The following is a 15742-nucleotide window of genomic DNA, read 5'->3' on the forward strand; positions in this document are numbered from 1 at the left end:
GGAGCGGCCTTCGAAAGTTTCCACGAAGTTCACAGGGCCTCGGGTACTGACAGACCAGGTGAACGCCAGGTACCGTCCAGTGCCAGTTCACCCTCGTGGACTGCACCACACGGAACCACAACGGAACATCCCGTCGTGGCACCACCTTCCTACTCGGATCGTCCGGCACGTTCCTGCCGGTAGAAGGGGGCCCTTCACCATGGCCACTGTCACGTTCGACAAGGCGACCCGGATCTACCCCGGTTCGACCAAGCCCGCTGTGGACGCGCTCGAGATCGACATCGAGGACGGGGAGTTCCTCGTGCTGGTCGGCCCGTCCGGCTGCGGCAAGTCCACCTCGCTCCGCATGCTCGCGGGGCTCGAGGACGTCAACGGCGGCGCCATCCGCATCGGCGACCGCGACGTCACGCACCTGCCGCCGAAGGACCGGGACATCGCCATGGTGTTCCAGAACTACGCGCTGTACCCGCACATGTCGGTCGCCGACAACATGGGCTTCGCGCTCAAGATCGCCGGTGTCAACAAGGCGGAGATCCGGCAGAAGGTCGAGGAGGCCGCGAAGATCCTCGACCTGACGGATTACCTGGACCGCAAGCCGAAGGCGCTCTCCGGCGGTCAGCGCCAGCGTGTCGCCATGGGCCGCGCCATCGTGCGTGAGCCGCAGGTGTTCCTCATGGACGAGCCGCTGTCCAACCTGGACGCCAAGCTCCGTGTCTCCACCCGTACGCAGATCGCCTCGCTCCAGCGCCGCCTGGGCATCACCACCGTCTACGTCACCCACGACCAGGTCGAGGCCCTGACCATGGGCGACCGCGTCGCGGTCCTCAAGGACGGTCTGCTCCAGCAGGTCGACACCCCGCGCAACATGTACGACAGGCCCGCCAACCTCTTCGTGGCCGGCTTCATCGGCTCCCCGGCGATGAACCTCGTCGAGGTGCCGATCGCCGACGGCGGCGTGAAGTTCGGCAACTCGGTGGTTCCGGTGGACCGCGACGCGCTGGCCGCCGCCACCGACAAGACCGTCACCGTCGGTGTCCGCCCCGAGCACTTCGACGTGGCCGGTGCCGAGTCCGACCAGGGCCTCGCGGTCACCGTCAACGTGGTGGAGGAGCTGGGCTCCGACGCGTTCGTGTACGGCACCGCCACGGTCGGCGAGGAGTCCAAGGACCTCGTCGTCCGCGTCGGCGGCCGCAACGTGCCGGAGAAGGGCAGCACGCTGCACGTCGTGCCGCGGCCCGGCGAGAGCCACGTGTTCTCGACGTCGACCGGCGCGCGCCTGTCCGACTGAGCCGAGCGTCGTCACATCCGAAACACGACGGCCCGGGTAATTCACCCGAGTTGATGAAGAGGGCCCCGCAGTTCGCTGCGGGGCCCTCTTCGTTGCGTTTTCATTGTCGACAAACACCCTGACATAAAGGTCATTTCGAGCACTGTGCGTCAATACGCCACCCTGGAATCGCCCCCGCCGCGTCACCCGAACCGGTGACTGCATGTCCCCATTCCATTACCTGACGCTACTCTCACACGCGTGAAGCACTCCACTACCCCTCAGATGCGACGTGGCCGGGGCCCCGCCCGCCGGGTCGGCCGCACCCTCGCCTTCGTCCTGCCCGTCGTCCTGGTGTTCTCCGGAACCCTCGCGGTCGCCGGAGTCAACTGGTCGGGGATCCCTTCGAGTCCGGTCCTCGCCGCCGCCGACACCACCGTGTCCGATGCGTCCTCGTCCGGCGCCTCCTCGTCCGGCACGTCCTCGCGTGCCGTCGAGCGGGTCCCGCACGAGGCCCTGCGGGACAGGCTCCTGGTCGAGTTGCACAAGGAGAACCCGGGCGTCGCCCTCACCCACCTCCAGCAGGCGGTGAACGACCGCCCCTCGCTGGCGCGGCACTGCATGTCGATCGCGCGTGAGCTCGGCAAGGCGGCGGTCCGGGTGTACGGCCCCACCAGGGCCCAGTCCTACGCCCGCCCGGTCTGCGACACCTCCTTCGCGTCGGGGGTGCTCACCGCCCACGGCTGAGCCTTCGCCCACCTCGCGGCCGGACCACGCGGCCGGAGCTTCAGCAGCACCTCTGCCGGACTCTCTGCCGGGCCCGCTGTCCGTCCCGCTGTCTGTCCCGCGGCCAAGCGGGGCATCCGTGGGGCCCCGGGGCCCCACGGTCCGGCCCTCAGGGCGCCACGTACAGTGCGCTCATGACCCATCCGAGCGCCGCGTCGCGCCCCGTTCAAGCCGTCGTCCTGGCCGGCGGGCAAGGCACCCGGCTTCGTCCGTACACCGACGACCGGCCCAAGCCGATGGTCGAGATTCCCGGTACGGGAACCCCGATCATCGGCCATCAGCTCTCCTGGCTCGCCGAGGAGGGCGTGACGGACGTCGTCGTCTCCTGCGGTCATCTGGCCGAGGTACTGCAGGAGTGGCTGGAGGCCACCGATCTGCCGCTCTCCGTCACCACCGTCGTCGAGACGGAGCCGCTCGGCCGCGGCGGCGGTCTGCGGTACGCGGCCGCCCGCCTGCCGCACCCGGATCAGCCCTGGTACGCCACGAACGGTGACATCTGGACCCGTTTCTCGCTGCGCGACATGGCGGACTTCCACACCGAGCGGGACGCCGTCGCGACCCTCGCCCTGGCCCGCCCGCGCCTTCCCTGGGGTGCGGTGCAGACCGACGGGTTCGGTCACATCACCGACTTCATAGAGGCACCGCCGTCCCCGTTCGAGATCAACGCGGGGGTGTACGTCTTCTCCCCCGAGTTCGCCGGTCTGCTGCCGGAGCGCGGCGACCACGAACGCACCACGTTCCCGCGGCTGGCCCGGAAGAACCGGCTGGCCGGGTTCCCGATCCCCCAGGGCTCCTACTGGCGGGCGATCGACACCGCGAAGGACCTGACGGAGGCGGCGAAGGAACTGGCCTCCCAGAACCGCTGAGTCCCCGGCGCCGCCCTCCCCCGGCCACATCGTTCCCAGCACGACGAAGGGGTCCCGCACACAGTGTGTGCGGGACCCCTTCGTCGTCGCGACCGCGGCTTGACGGCCGGGCCACCAGGCCGCCGGATTCCCTGGCCGCCGGATTGCCTGGCCGCCGGGCCGCCCGGCTGTTTATCCCAGCAGCCCGCCCACGAGCCGACCGGGCTGCTCGGGCGCCGGGCCCTCGTCGCCGTCGCCCGCACCGTCGCTCGGGACGCCACTGTCGCCGCCACCGGTGGTGCCGCCGCCCGTGGTGGCACCGGCGCTGGTGCTCGGGGCCTGTTCCACCGGGGACGACTGCTGGGGCGGGGCTTCGCCGATGGTGCCCTGGGTCTGGCTGGGCGCGCCGGTGACACCACCGCCGGTGTCACGGGTCGCGTCGGGGACGGTGTCGCCCTCGGAGGGGCCTGCGCTGCCGGTTCCGGAAGTGGCTTCCCGGGTGGTGGGGGAGGTGGAGGCGGACGGGGTCCCCTTCCGGTCCTCGCCGGGCTCCTGCGGAAGCGGGGAGCCGGGGAGTTCGTTGCGCGGGGCCTCGCCGGGGCCGGGGACGATCACGCGGTCGGCGTCGCGCACAGCGCCGCCGAGCAGCGAGCCGACGAGCAGGGTGAGTCCGCAGACGACGACGGTGACGAGAGCACCGCGCCGCAGCACATAACGGCGCAGGTCCCAGAGGTCGGAGCGGGGTCCGAGGTGGCGCCAGGCGCGGGCGACGAGGCGGCCGTCGACGGAGTAGACGGGGGCGCCGGCGATGATCAGCGGGGACCAGGCGGCGAGGTAGATGATGTCGGGCGCGTCGTAGGCGGGAACGCTCTTCCAGCTGACGGTGACCAGCAGCGCGACGGAGAGCAGGGCACCGATGGCGGCGCCGACGCGCTGCCAGCAGCCGAGGACGGTGAGGACGCCGACGATCACCTGGAGGAAGGCGACGAGGAGTCCGGAGCCGATGGGGTGTTCGAGGGCGAACTGCTGGAGCGGCTGGGCGACTTCCCAGGGGTGCAGGGTCTTGAGCCACGTCACCATGGAGCCGCGCTCGCCGCCGTCGAAGTAGAGCGGGTCGCAGAGTTTGCCCATGCCGGCGTAGATGGAGATGAAGCCGAGGAAGAGCCGCAGCGGGAGCAGGACGACCCCGAGGTTCATCCGGCGGCCGGGGTAGTAGGCGTGCCGGGCCGGGTCGTCGCCGTGGCGCCTGGCGCGGCGGCCGCCGGTATTCGGGTCGGTGGCGGTCCGGTGGTCACCGATGTCCCCGAACTCGCCGCTGTCGTAACCCTGTTCGCCGTATCCCTGTTCGCCGTATCCCTGCCGGCCGTAATCCTGCTCGCCGTAACCCTGCCGGCCGTGACCCTGCTCGCCGTAGCCCTGGTCCCCGTAGCCCTGGTCCCCGTAGCCCTGGCCGCCGTACGCCGGTTCGTCGTAGGCGCTGCCCACGGTGCGCATGGGGGGCAGCAGGGGCTGCCGGCCGCCGTGGGTGCGCTGGGGGCCGATGACGGGCGTTTCGAGGGTCTGGGCGGCCGGGTCCTCGGCATAGCCGTAACCGTCGTCGGCGCCGGGGACGACCTGGGTGGCACCGGCGTCGGTGAGCGGTTCGTCGGAGTGGCGGACGCCTTCGTGCCGCATGGTCTGGAGAAGTCGGTGCGCGCCGGTGTCGTCGGGGGCCGAGCGGCCGCTCCAGACGACGGGGCGCCGACGGGCCGCGGTCCGGCCCGGGGCGCCGACGGTGGTGACGACGGGGATGCGGGCCGTGTCCTCGGCCGCGGTCACGTGCCGTGCGATCCGCTGGGATTGGACGCGTCGGTTCGAAACGCCCAGTTGCACGCGGAAACTGGCGTGATTGACGATGACCTGCGCCGGATCACTCGGCACCTTCACCATGCTCAGCGCGGGAGCGTCGTCGAGTGCCGACGAGGGGTCCCCCGGAGGAGTGCGGGGTGTTCTGGTGTCCACACTCATCTAACCGAGTGACCCGACGTTAGGACACTGTCTTGACGCGCCGGATGTGTCCGGACCGCGTCAAGCATGTCCCCCACCCGTACGGAGCACCCGGAACACCCCGTACGGGTGAAGGCGCCGAACGACCGTTCAGGCGCGGCGCCGTGCCGCCTCGTACAGCACGATTCCCGTGGCCACACCGGCGTTGAGGGACTCGGTGCCACCCGGCATCGGGATCCGCACCCGGAAGTCGCAGGTTTCGCCGACGAGTCGGGAAAGTCCCTTGCCCTCGCTGCCGACGACGATCACGACGGGGCCCGCCAGTGCCTGCAGTTCGCCGATCTCGGCCTCTCCGTCGGCGGCCAGCCCGACGATCGCGATCCCCGCCTTCTTGTACGCCTCCAGGGTGCGCGTCAGGTTGGTGGCCCGCGCGACGGGCGTACGGGCGGCGGCACCGGCGGACGTCTTCCAGGCGCCGGCGGTCATCCCGGCGGCACGCCGCTCGGGGACGACGACGCCGTGGCCGCCGAAGGCGGAGACGGAGCGGACGACGGCGCCGAGGTTGCGCGGGTCGGTGACACCGTCGAGGGCGACGATCAGCGGGTCCTGGCCGGCGTCGTGGGCGCCCGCGACGAGGTCCTCGGGGTGCGCGTACTCGTAGGGCGGGACCTGGAGGACCAGGCCCTGGTGGTTCAGGCCGTTGGTCATCCGGTCGAGTTCGGGGCGGGGCGCCTCCATGAGGTTGATGCCGCCGCGCTCGGCCGCGAGCTGGAGCGCCTCGCGCACCCGCTCGTCGTTGTCGATGAACTGCTGGACGTACAAGGTGGAGGCGGGCACGCCCTCGCGCAGCGCCTCGACGACGGGGTTGCGCCCGACGACGAGTTCGGAGGTCGAACGTCCGCCGCCGCGCCGCTGCGGGGCGCGGCCGACGGTCCGGCGGGCCTTCGCCTGGGCGACGCGCTGCTTGGCGTGCCCCTTGCGCATCTCGGCGGGGGGCGTGGGCCCCTTGCCCTCGAGGCCCCGGCGCCGCTGGCCGCCACTGCCGACCTGCGCGCCCTTCTTGCCGGACATGCGGCGGTTGTTCGCGGCCATGATGTACCCGTCTCCATGAAGTCGTGTGTGCGTACGGATCTGCGTACGCACATCGGTGTCGCGTCCGTCGCGTCGGCGACTCGGTGCTGCGTCCGTCGCGTCGGCGTGTCGGTGTATCGGCGTGTCGGTGTTGCGTCTGTGTCGGTGTTACGTCTATGCAGTGTGCCGCCCGGAGGCCCGGACGGCACACTCGATCTTGCGGCCGTGCCCCGGCCGTGCTCCGGCCGCGCTTCCGTCGTGCCGCGGCCGTGCGTCCGTGTCAGCGCGGGCCGAGGCTCCAGCGTGGACCCTGCGGACCGTCCTCGATGACCAGTCCGGACTGGCCGAGCTGGTCGCGGATGGCGTCCGCGGTGGGCCAGTCCTTGCGGGCGCGGGCGGCCTCGCGCTGGTCGAGGACCATGCGGACGAGGGTGTCGACGACGCCGTTCAGCTCGTCGCCGCGGTCGGTGTCGCCGGCCCAGTGGGCGTCGAGGGGGTCCAGGCCGAGGACGGCGAGCATGGCGCGCACCTCGGCGAGGCGGGCGACGGCCGCTTCCTTGTCGTCGGCGGCCAGCGCGCTGTTGCCCTGCCGGACGGTGGTGTGCACCACCGCCAGGGCCTGCGGTACGCCGAGGTCGTCGTCCATGGCCTCGGCGAAGGCGGGCGGCACCTCGGCTGCCGGTTCGACGGCGCCCGCGGTGCCGGTCAGCTCGCCGACCCGCTGGATGAAGCCCTCGATGCGCGCGAACGCGGACTCCGCCTCACGCAGGGCCTCCTCGCTGTACTCGATCATCGAGCGGTAGTGCGGGGTGCCGAGGTAGTAGCGGAGCACGATGGGCCGCCACCGCTTGACCATCTCGCTGACGAGCACCGAGTTGCCGAGCGACTTCGACATCTTCTCGCCGCTCATGGTGACCCAGGCGTTGTGCACCCAGTACCGGGCGAACTCGTCGCCGTAGGCCTTGGCCTGGGCGATCTCGTTCTCGTGGTGCGGGAAGATCAGGTCGAGACCGCCGCCGTGGACGTCGAAGACGGTGCCGAGGTATTTGTGCGCCATCGCCGAGCACTCGAGGTGCCAGCCGGGGCGCCCGCGGCCCCACGGCGACTCCCAGCTCGGCTCGCCGGGCCTGGCCGTCTTCCACAGGGCGAAGTCGCGCGGGTCGCGCTTGCCGGTCTCGCCCTCGCCCGACGGCTGGAGCAGATTGTCGAGCTCCTGGTTGGACAGCGCCAGGTAGTCGGGGAACGAGGTGACGGCGAAGTAGACGTTGCCGTCGGCCTCGTAGGCGTGACCGCGCTCGATGAGGCCGCGCATCATCTCGACCATCTCGGTGATGTGGCCGGTGGCGCGCGGCTCGTAGGTCGGGGGGAGGCAGCCGAGGGCCTGGTAGCCGTCGGTGAAGGCGCGCTCGTTCTCGTAGCCGATGGACCACCAGGGGCGGTCCTGCTCCGCGGACTTCGTGATGATCTTGTCGTCGATGTCCGTGACGTTGCGGATGAACGTCGTGCGCAGACCGCGGTACTCGAACCAGCGGCGCATGATGTCGAAGTTCAGCCCCGAGCGGATGTGCCCGATGTGGGGTGCCGCCTGCACGGTGGCACCGCACAGGTAGATCGAGACACAACCCGGCTGGAGCGGGACGAAGTCACGAATCTGCCGGGCGCTGGTGTCGTACAGGCGAATAGTCACCCCTCCAGGGTAGTCGGCCCAGGGCGGTGCCTCACGCCCCTTCGCGCCGTCCCCGACCCGTGTTTCGGTCGACCCCGGCCCCCGGTTCGCACGGCCGGCGGTCAGCCCCGGCCCGTGCGGACGACGAGGGCGGTGGCGACGGCCATGAGTCCTTCGCCGCGGCCCGGGAAGCCGAGTCCGTCGGTGGTGGCACCTGAGACCGACACGGGTGCCCCGGCGGCCTCGGAAAGGATCTTCTGGGCCTCGTCCCGGCGTTTGCCGATCTTGGGCCGGTCCCCGACGACCTGCACCGCCACGTTGCCGATCCGGAATCCGGCCGCCCGGACGATCCGCGCGGCCTCGGTCAGCAGGGTCACGCCGGAGGCGCCGGACCACTCGGGCCGCCCGGTGCCGAAGTGCTGTCCCAGGTCGCCGAGGCCGGCTGCGGAGAACAAGGCGTTGCACGCGGCGTGCGCCACGACGTCGGCGTCGGAGTGCCCGGCGAGTCCGGGCCCCTGGCCCTCCCACTTCAGGCCGGCGCACCACAGTTCCCGGCCGTCCTCGAAGGCATGGATGTCGGTACCGATGCCGACCTGCGGGAGGACGGGCTCGGGGCGGACGGGCTCCGCGCGTGTGGGCTCGGCGTGGAGGGTCTCCGCGGACACGGCCTCCGCGCGGACGGGCTCGGCATGAAGGGCCTCCGCGCGGACGGGCTCCGCGGGCACGGGCTCCGCGCGGACGGGCTCAACGGGCACGGCCTGCGGCTCAGAAACCATCGTTGAGCCTCCTGCGGGCGAGGACCGCTTCGGCGAGAACGAGGTCGAGGGGACGGGTGACCTTGAACGCCTCTTCATGGCCGGGCACGGTGACGACTGCCAGACCCAGCTGCTCGATCATGCTCGCGTCGTCGGTGACGTCGTCGGTCACCGTCTCGTGCGCGCGCACCAGGGTGTCCCGGTCGAAGCCCTGCGGGGTCTGCACGGCGCGCAGCAGGGACCGGTCGGGGGTGGCGACCACGGGCTCCGGCTCGCCGGGGACGACGGCGGGCTCGACCTGCTTGACGGTGTCGGCGAGCGGCAGCGCCGGGACCACGGCGGGGGCGCCGTCGCGGACGGCCTCGACGACGGCGTCCACGGTGTCGACGGGGACCAGCGGGCGGGCCGCGTCGTGCACCAGAACGATGTCGAACCCGGGCGGCAGCGCGTCGAGACCGAGCTTCACGGACTCCTGACGGGTCTCCCCGCCGGGGACGACGACGAACTCGGTGCGGTCGGGCAGCGCGTGCGCGTCGAGCAGCGTCCTGACCTCCGCGGCATCCTCGGGCGGGGCCACGACGACGACCAGGGAGACGGCGCGGGAATCGGCCATCGCGCGGACGGCGTGGATGAGCATGGGTGTGCCGCCCAGGGTGCGGAGCGCCTTGGGCGCGCCCGGACCGAGGCGCACACCCCGGCCGGCGGCCGGGATCACGGCCGCCGTGCGGGCGGTCGTACGGCCGGGCACGGGCTGCGCCGACGGCTGCGGCTGCGGCTGCGGGAAGGGATCGTCAGACATCGGTTCCTGTCAGGTTTGTGTGCTGGACCCGAGTGGGTATGGCCTGGACGTACCCCTTGCTCCCGGAGCGGGGGAAGTGCCGGGCGTACCGTCTTGACCAGCCCCTTCCGTGACTCTGGTCGAGCCGGCCGCCCGGACCCGACAGGGTGCGGGAAGCGCGGCGGGTGCGAGGTGTACGGGCCGGGCGGCATACGGACGCGGCATACGAATGGTGTCCGGATACGAACATGCCGCAGCGCCCGGCGACTTCACATACGTCATCGGGCACCGCGGCATTTCGATGTGCTGATCCTCGAGGTGCACTGGAATCAGGTGTGCACCGGGCGACGAAGCTCCGTGCATGCCCCGCCTGCTGCCTTTCCCGCCTCAGGAGGCGAGAACCTCGTCGAGGAGCGCTTCGGCCTTGTCCTCGTTGGTCTTCTCCGCGAGGGCGAGCTCACTGACCAGGATCTGGCGCGCCTTGGCGAGCATGCGCTTCTCACCGGCGGAGAGTCCGCGCTCACGCTCACGACGCCACAGGTCACGCACGACTTCCGCGACCTTGATGACATCGCCCGAGGCGAGCTTCTCCAGGTTTGCCTTGTACCGACGGGACCAGTTCGTGGGCTCCTCGGCATACGGTGCGCGCAGCACCTCGAAGACCCGGTCCAGCCCGTCCTGACCGACCACATCACGTACGCCGACGAACTCCGCATTGTCCGCTGGCACACGTACCGTCAGGTCGCCCTGGGCGACCTTCAGCACCAAGTAGGTCTTGTCCACGCCTTTGATCTGGCGAGTTTCGATAGCCTCGATCAGCGCGGCCCCGTGATGGGGATAGACCACGGTGTCGCCAACCTTGAACGTCATGTGACAGGTACCCCTTCCGTGGCTATCCAGGGTAACACGGATACAGCGTGTTCTGAATGGCGTTTTCGCAGGTCAGGGCCATTCTCGGGGCTTGACAACAGCATCGGGAACGTGCTTCGACCGTTGAGTGGAAGCAGGTATTCGCAGGTCGGAAGGGCTCTCCGGGGCAAGTGAAACGCGTACGCTACACGTATCCGGAGCTCCCGGGAGACGCCCATACATCCCCATATGTCTGCCTCCGAGTGCTCGACTTCCGCTACTCCGTTCGGTGCGTGCTGCCGGGTTCCGGTCGAATCCGGAATTGATCACGAGCCCTCCCGGGACACGCCGACGGTGATCCATTTCCGGACCGCCCGCCGCATTTTCCGGCCCGGTCCCGCATTCCTTCACGGAATATGCGCCACGCCGAGGCGAGGACACCCCCGGCCGCACTTATGTGAATGCCGGATGAGTGTCCGGACGGAGTAACCCGCGAGTCACTTGCGCGAGTCGGTGGCGGGCATCGCACCCTCGTACGGCGGGCATCACGTCCCCGCATGCGGGCTCACGCCCGGGCAGCACACTCCGGGACCGCACGCGAGCCGGGGCGTCCGCGGTTCACCCCCGCATTCACCCCGGGCGACGCCCGCGCGTGTCATCCGGGGTGAACCGTGGACGCCCCAGGGAGGGTCGGGTGCGGACACGCGGGACCGGCTCGATAACCTGAGACCGCTGGCAGACACCCACTGACAGCGACGACAGACACTCAGGGCGGCTGACCGGTCGCCACCGCTCGCACGAGTCAAGGAGTTGCCGCCGCCGTGAGCAGCAGCCTTCGACGCGGGGCCATCGCCGCCGCCGCCATCGCGTTCTCGATCGCCTCGCTCTCCGCGTGCGCGGCCGGCAACAACGCCCAGACCCTGCAGGTCCAGCCGGACAACGCCGCGACGACCGTCGGCGACATCAAGGTCCAGAACGCCATCGTCGTCACCCAGCCGGACCTCGAGTCCACGGGCCCGGCCGTCGTCTCCGCGACCCTGTTCAACGAGGGCAGCACCGACCAGACGCTGGAGTCGGTCACCCTCCCCGGCACCGGCAAGACCGCCGAGCTGACCCCCGCCGAGGGCGGCAGCCTGACCGTCCCGGCCGGCGGCCGGCTCATCCTCGGCGGCGAGGGCAACGCCTCGGCCGTGCTGTCCAGCAGCCGTGAGTCCGTCCAGGACGGCAACGCCCAGCCGGTCACCTTCACCTTCAGCGAGACCGGTGACGTGAGCCTGCGCGCGTTCGTCTACCCGGCCGAGGGCTTCTTCACCGGCTGGGGCCCGAGCGACATCCCGACCGCGCCGGAGGCCTCGACGGAGCCGTCGGCGGAAGCGTCCGCGACCGAGGGCGCCGAGGAGACCGAGGGCGCCGCCGACGCGACCGGCGCTCCCGAGGGCACCCCGACCGACGCCGCCTCGGCCAGCCAGCCGGCCGGCAACTGAACAACAGCCGCAGCACGCGTACGCGGCTACGCATACACACGTAGCCGCGTAGCCGCACTGAATACGACGGTGGGCGGGACCGTTCGGGGCTCCCCCCACTGCCTCAAGGGCGTGGGAGGTGCCCCCAGGTCTCCGGCGTGCTCGGCCCCGGGGCGGTGACACGCATCCGGTGCGTGGTCCGATCCCGGGAGGCCTCCGCGGCCGGAGGTCGCTGAATGACACTGCCCCGCGCGACCCGGCCACACGAGTGCGGCCAAGGCGACGGGGAGGCCCCGAACCATCACTCCGGTGGAGCGGGGGCCCCGTTCACCGGCGCCGTACCCGGCGTCCGGATCGCACGATCACGCTGACCCGGACGGCCCACGACACCGCAAGCCGACCCTCACACGAACGAGTCACACCGCCGGGTGCCGGGCGATGGCACCCGGCACCCGGGGTCCGCCTACGGCTCGAACTTGTAGCCGAGCCCGCGGACCGTCACCAGGTAGCGCGGCGCGCCCGGGTCCGGCTCGATCTTGGCGCGCAGCCGCTTGACGTGGACGTCGAGGGTCTTGGTGTCGCCCACGTAGTCGGCGCCCCAGACCCGGTCGATGAGCTGCATCCGGGTCAGCACGCGCCCGGCGTTGCGCAGCAGCATCTCCAGCAGGTCGAACTCCTTGAGGGGCAGGTCGACCTTGGTGCCGCTCACGGTGACCACGTGCCGGTCGACGTCCATGCGGACGGGACCGGCCTCCAGGGCGGCGGGGGCGACCTCCTCCGGCTCGCCCCTGCGGCGCAGCACGGCGCGGATACGGGCGACCAGCTCGCGCGAGGAGAACGGCTTGGTGACGTAGTCGTCGGCCCCTATCTCCAGGCCCACCACCTTGTCGATCTCGCTGTCCTTGGCGGTCACCATGATGACGGGGACGTTGGAGCGGCCGCGCAGCTGACGGCACACCTCGGTGCCCGGCAGGCCGGGCAGCATCAGGTCGAGGAGGACGAGGTCGGCGCCGTTGCGCTCGAACTCGTCGAGGCCGTCGGGCCCGGTGGCCGCGACGGCGACCTCGAAGCCTTCCTTGCGGAGCATGTACGACAGGGCGTCGGAGAAGGACTCCTCGTCCTCGACGACGAGCACTCGGGTCACGGAAGGACCTCCGGGGAGGGAAGCGTTTCGTACGCGGACGGATCGGGGAAGTGGGGGGAGTCGGAGGAGCCGGCGGTCCGTCCGGCCTCGGCGTCGAGGCTTTCGGGTTCGTCCTGGTGGGACGGCCGGGGTGTGCGGTCGCGGGTGGGGGCCGCGGCGGCCTCGGGAAGCCGCAGGGTGAAGGTGGAACCCTGGCCTTCGGCGCTCCACACGGTGACTTCCCCGCCGTGCGAGGCTGCCACGTGCTTCACGATCGCCAGGCCGAGACCCGTACCGCCCGTGGCACGGGATCGGGCCGGGTCGACACGATAGAAGCGCTCGAAGACGCGCTCCTTCTCCTTCTCCGAGATGCCGATGCCCTGGTCGGTCACGGCGATCTCGATCATGTCCCCGCCCGGCCGGGCGACCTTGCGGGCCGCTATGCCGACGCGGGTGCGGGCGGGTGAGTAGTTGACGGCGTTCTCGACGAGGTTGCCGAGGGCGGCGGCGAGCTGGCCTCGGTTGCCCCAGATGCGGAGGTCGCCGTAGGTGGTCGATTCAGCCTTGTGTCCGGTGTCGCCCGGCTCCGCTCCTTCGGGTGTCCACACGTTGGAGGCCATGGTGATCTGTTTGGTGCCCGCCGCGTGCCGGCAGCGTCCGACGGCCTCGGCGACGAGTTCTTCCACGCGGACGGGTTCGGCGTCCTCGAGCGGGTCGTCGTTCTGGACCCGGGAGAGGTCGATGAGTTCCTGCACCAGGTTGGTGAGGCGGACGGCCTCGCCCTGCATGCGGCCGGCGAAGCGCTCCACGGCCTGGGGGTCGTCGGAGGCGTCCATGACGGCTTCGGAGAGCAGGGAGAGCGCGCCGACCGGCGTCTTCAGTTCATGGCTGACGTTGGCGACGAAGTCACGCCGTACCGCTTCTATGCGGCGGGCCTCGGTGAGGTCCTCCACGAGCAGCAGGACGAGCCGGGAGCCGAGGGGTGCCACCCGGGCGGAGACGGCGAGGGCCTCGCCGCGTCCGGTGCCGCGGCGGGGCAGGTCCAGTTCGACCTGGCGTATCTCGCCGTCGCGCCGGGTGTCGCGGGCCATCTGCAGCATGGGTTCCACGGCGAGCTTGCCGCCGCGGACCAGCCCGAGGGCGTACGCGGCGGAACTGGCCTTGACCACGCCGTCCGCCTCGTCCAGGACGACGGCGGAGGAGCGCAGGACGGACAGCACGGTGTCCACGCCCGGCGGAAGCACCGGTTCCGTGTGCAGTGAGGAACGCGTGGGGCGCCTCTGTTCGCGCTCACTGAAGCGGAACGCCAGCATGGCGATGACGCCGGTGAGTACTCCGGCGATCGCTGCCATTGCGGCGACCGCCGCGTTCACGTCCATGTGTCCAGGTTAGGCATGCGCCGGCCGGTGGCCACAGCCATGGGACGACAAGCTCGAACACTCGTCGCCCAGAGTTCACCTCGGAGCCAGGGATGATTCATGTAGGGGGCCGGATTCGGACGCGTGGAGAACGGAACGTGGGACCGTGGGTTTCGCACCCTCGGTCGCGCGGGGTTCGCGCCGTCGGCTGCGTGGCGGGGTACCTGCCCCGGGAACCCACGGGGGCCCCGGCTCCCGAAACCCCTTCGAACGCATGAGAGGAACCCTGATGCGGGACGCGTACCACGAGGAACTGGATTCGATCGGCGACGGTCTGGTGGAGATGGCCCGACTGGTCGGGTCGGCGATCGGGCGCGCCACGACCGCGATCCTCGACGCCGATCTGAAGCTGGCCGAGCACGTGATCGAGGGCGACCAGAAGGTCGACGAGCTCCAGCACGACCTGGAGGCCCTGGCCATAGCCCTGCTGGCGCGCCAGCAGCCGGTGGCGACCGATCTGCGGATCGTCGTCACGTCGCTGCGCATGTCGGCCGACCTGGAGCGCTCCGGCGACCTGGCGCAGCATGTGGCGAAGCTCGCGCGGCTGCGGTTTCCGGAGCGTGCCGTGCCGAGCGACCTGCACGCGACCATCCTGGAGATGGGCCAGCTCGCCCAGCGCCTGATGGCCAAGGCGGCCGAGGTGATCATCACCAAGGACGTCGACCTGGCACTCCAGCTGGAGCAGGACGACGACGAGATGGACCTGCTGCACCGCACCCTCTTCCAGCACCTGATGGACGACCGCTGGAAGCACGGCATCGAGACTGCCGTCGACGTGACGCTGCTGGGCCGCTACTACGAGCGGTACGCCGACCACGCGGTCTCGGTCGCCAAGCGGGTGGTCTACCTGGTCACGGGCGAGCACGCGGACGAGATCCAGCCGGACATCCAGCCCGACATCCAGGCGGCGCCGGGGACGGACGCCTGACCGGAGCGGGCGGGGAATCGGCCAGGGGCACGCGCGCGTCCCAATGCGCCGTCGATGCGCCGTTGATGTGCCCGGTGGCGCGGGCATCCAATGGGCACAGGCACCAGTCTCGAGGAGGGACCCATGGCCGATTCCCCCGGATCCACCGGATCCACCGGCACGACGCCCGATCCCGCGCGGGAGCGCGAGACCGAGCAGCCGGCCGAGATCAGAAGCCTGCCCCTGATCGCCGCGTGCGGCTGCGGCTCGGGCTGCGGCTGCGGCTGCCAGTCGGGCAGCCCCTGCCAGTGCGGCTGATTCCACCCGTACAGCCGTCCGACCCGCACGTGTCGAAGGCCCCGGCGGCCGTCGGGGCGACGGCATCGGCATCCACTGCCGCCGTCGCCCGGCCACCGGGGCCTTCGGCGTGCCTCATGGGCGGCGCAGGCGCAGTATGGAAAATGCCCAGACCCGAAGCAGACGCGTACGCCCGAGGGAAGGTCCGTACGGTTCGCACGACCGGACAAAGGTGCGTACGGCCGGCTGAAGCCGGAAGGAGGTGCGAGGCCATGGCGCAGTACATGGATATCCACCACAACATGCGCGGCATCACGGCGGACCAGCTGGAACAGGCCCACGCGGCCGACCTCGCGATTCAGCAGGAAGAGGGCGTCCTCTTCCAGCACGCGTGGGCGGACCCGGAGTCCGGCACGGTCTACTGCCTCTCGGAGGCGCCCTCCGCCGAGGCGGTCCAGCGCATCCATGAACGCACCGGCCACCAGGCCGACGAGATCCACCCGGTGCCGTTGTCGGTGCGGTGAGCCTCAG

At 70.9% G+C, this 15742-nt stretch carries 15 protein-coding genes; 7 read left to right on the forward strand and 8 right to left on the reverse strand.

Annotation, left to right across the window (positions count from 1 at the left end; all coding sequences use genetic code 11):
• Positions 1–199: 199 nt before the first annotated feature.
• From V4Y04_RS16845 to V4Y04_RS16855, 3 genes are all read left to right on the forward strand, one after another.
• Positions 200–1288: an ABC transporter ATP-binding protein gene (locus tag V4Y04_RS16845; RefSeq protein ID WP_332428910.1), complete on the forward strand. Its 1089-nt coding sequence runs from the start codon at positions 200–202 to the stop codon at positions 1286–1288.
• 240 nt (positions 1289–1528) lie between these two features.
• Positions 1529–2014: a hypothetical protein gene (locus tag V4Y04_RS16850; RefSeq protein ID WP_332428912.1), complete on the forward strand. Its 486-nt coding sequence runs from the start codon at positions 1529–1531 to the stop codon at positions 2012–2014.
• A gap of 173 nt (positions 2015–2187) precedes the next feature.
• Positions 2188–2919: a nucleotidyltransferase family protein gene (locus V4Y04_RS16855; RefSeq protein WP_332428913.1), complete on the forward strand. Its 732-nt coding sequence runs from the start codon at positions 2188–2190 to the stop codon at positions 2917–2919.
• A 171-nt stretch (positions 2920–3090) separates the two neighbouring features.
• On the opposite strand, the gene V4Y04_RS16860 is transcribed toward V4Y04_RS16855, so the two are convergent.
• From V4Y04_RS16860 to V4Y04_RS16885, 6 genes are all read right to left on the reverse strand, one after another.
• Complete coding sequence (locus V4Y04_RS16860) at positions 3091–4905, reverse strand: DoxX family protein (protein WP_332428914.1); 1815 nt, start codon at positions 4903–4905, stop codon at positions 3091–3093.
• 129 nt (positions 4906–5034) lie between these two features.
• Positions 5035–5976 carry a 23S rRNA (guanosine(2251)-2'-O)-methyltransferase RlmB gene (gene rlmB, locus V4Y04_RS16865; RefSeq protein WP_332428915.1) on the reverse strand — a complete coding sequence of 314 codons (942 nt, stop codon included), beginning with the start codon at positions 5974–5976 and terminating at the stop codon, positions 5035–5037.
• A 259-nt stretch (positions 5977–6235) separates the two neighbouring features.
• Positions 6236–7642 (reverse strand): cysteine--tRNA ligase, encoded by a 1407-nt coding sequence (cysS, locus tag V4Y04_RS16870; RefSeq protein ID WP_332428917.1) that lies wholly within the window; start codon positions 7640–7642, stop codon positions 6236–6238.
• 101 nt (positions 7643–7743) lie between these two features.
• Positions 7744–8286 carry a 2-C-methyl-D-erythritol 2,4-cyclodiphosphate synthase gene (gene ispF / locus V4Y04_RS16875; protein ID WP_443080181.1) on the reverse strand — a complete coding sequence of 181 codons (543 nt, stop codon included), beginning with the start codon at positions 8284–8286 and terminating at the stop codon, positions 7744–7746.
• Between the two features lie 100 nt (positions 8287–8386).
• Positions 8387–9175 carry a 2-C-methyl-D-erythritol 4-phosphate cytidylyltransferase gene (ispD, locus tag V4Y04_RS16880; protein WP_332428919.1) on the reverse strand — a complete coding sequence of 263 codons (789 nt, stop codon included), beginning with the start codon at positions 9173–9175 and terminating at the stop codon, positions 8387–8389.
• Between the two features lie 366 nt (positions 9176–9541).
• Positions 9542–10024: a CarD family transcriptional regulator gene (locus tag V4Y04_RS16885; protein WP_042168913.1), complete on the reverse strand. Its 483-nt coding sequence runs from the start codon at positions 10022–10024 to the stop codon at positions 9542–9544.
• Between the two features lie 800 nt (positions 10025–10824).
• On the opposite strand from V4Y04_RS16885, the gene V4Y04_RS16890 reads away from it, so the two are divergent.
• Positions 10825–11487 carry a DUF461 domain-containing protein gene (locus V4Y04_RS16890; RefSeq protein WP_332428923.1) on the forward strand — a complete coding sequence of 221 codons (663 nt, stop codon included), beginning with the start codon at positions 10825–10827 and terminating at the stop codon, positions 11485–11487.
• A 442-nt stretch (positions 11488–11929) separates the two neighbouring features.
• Here V4Y04_RS16890 and V4Y04_RS16895 read toward each other — a convergent pair whose 3' ends face one another.
• Together V4Y04_RS16895 and V4Y04_RS16900 are read right to left on the reverse strand one after the other, a co-directional pair.
• The gene (locus tag V4Y04_RS16895) at positions 11930–12610 is read right to left on the reverse strand and encodes a response regulator transcription factor (RefSeq protein ID WP_042168908.1); all 681 of its coding nucleotides are present in this window, start codon (positions 12608–12610) and stop codon (positions 11930–11932) included.
• A complete protein-coding gene (locus V4Y04_RS16900; RefSeq protein ID WP_332428926.1) occupies positions 12607–13968 on the reverse strand; it encodes a sensor histidine kinase in 1362 nt (453 codons plus the stop codon). Before V4Y04_RS16900 ends, V4Y04_RS16895 begins: the two co-directional genes overlap by 4 nt.
• 268 nt (positions 13969–14236) lie before the next feature.
• Here V4Y04_RS16900 and phoU point away from each other — a divergent pair, with 268 nt between their 5' ends.
• The 3 genes from phoU to V4Y04_RS16915 all read left to right on the forward strand — a co-directional run bounded on the left by phoU (position 14237) and on the right by V4Y04_RS16915 (position 15735).
• On the forward strand, positions 14237–14935 hold the full coding sequence (gene phoU, locus V4Y04_RS16905) for a phosphate signaling complex protein PhoU (protein ID WP_332428928.1): 699 nt from the start codon (positions 14237–14239) through the stop codon (positions 14933–14935).
• A gap of 123 nt (positions 14936–15058) precedes the next feature.
• Positions 15059–15232: a hypothetical protein gene (locus tag V4Y04_RS16910; protein WP_332428930.1), complete on the forward strand. Its 174-nt coding sequence runs from the start codon at positions 15059–15061 to the stop codon at positions 15230–15232.
• A gap of 251 nt (positions 15233–15483) precedes the next feature.
• The gene (locus V4Y04_RS16915; protein ID WP_332428931.1) at positions 15484–15735 is read left to right on the forward strand and encodes an SCO4226 family nickel-binding protein; all 252 of its coding nucleotides are present in this window, start codon (positions 15484–15486) and stop codon (positions 15733–15735) included.
• Positions 15736–15742: the final 7 nt, after the last annotated feature.

Source organism: Streptomyces sp. P9-A2, assembly GCF_036634175.1.
Taxonomy (GTDB): Bacteria; Actinomycetota; Actinomycetes; order Streptomycetales; family Streptomycetaceae; genus Streptomyces; species Streptomyces pratens.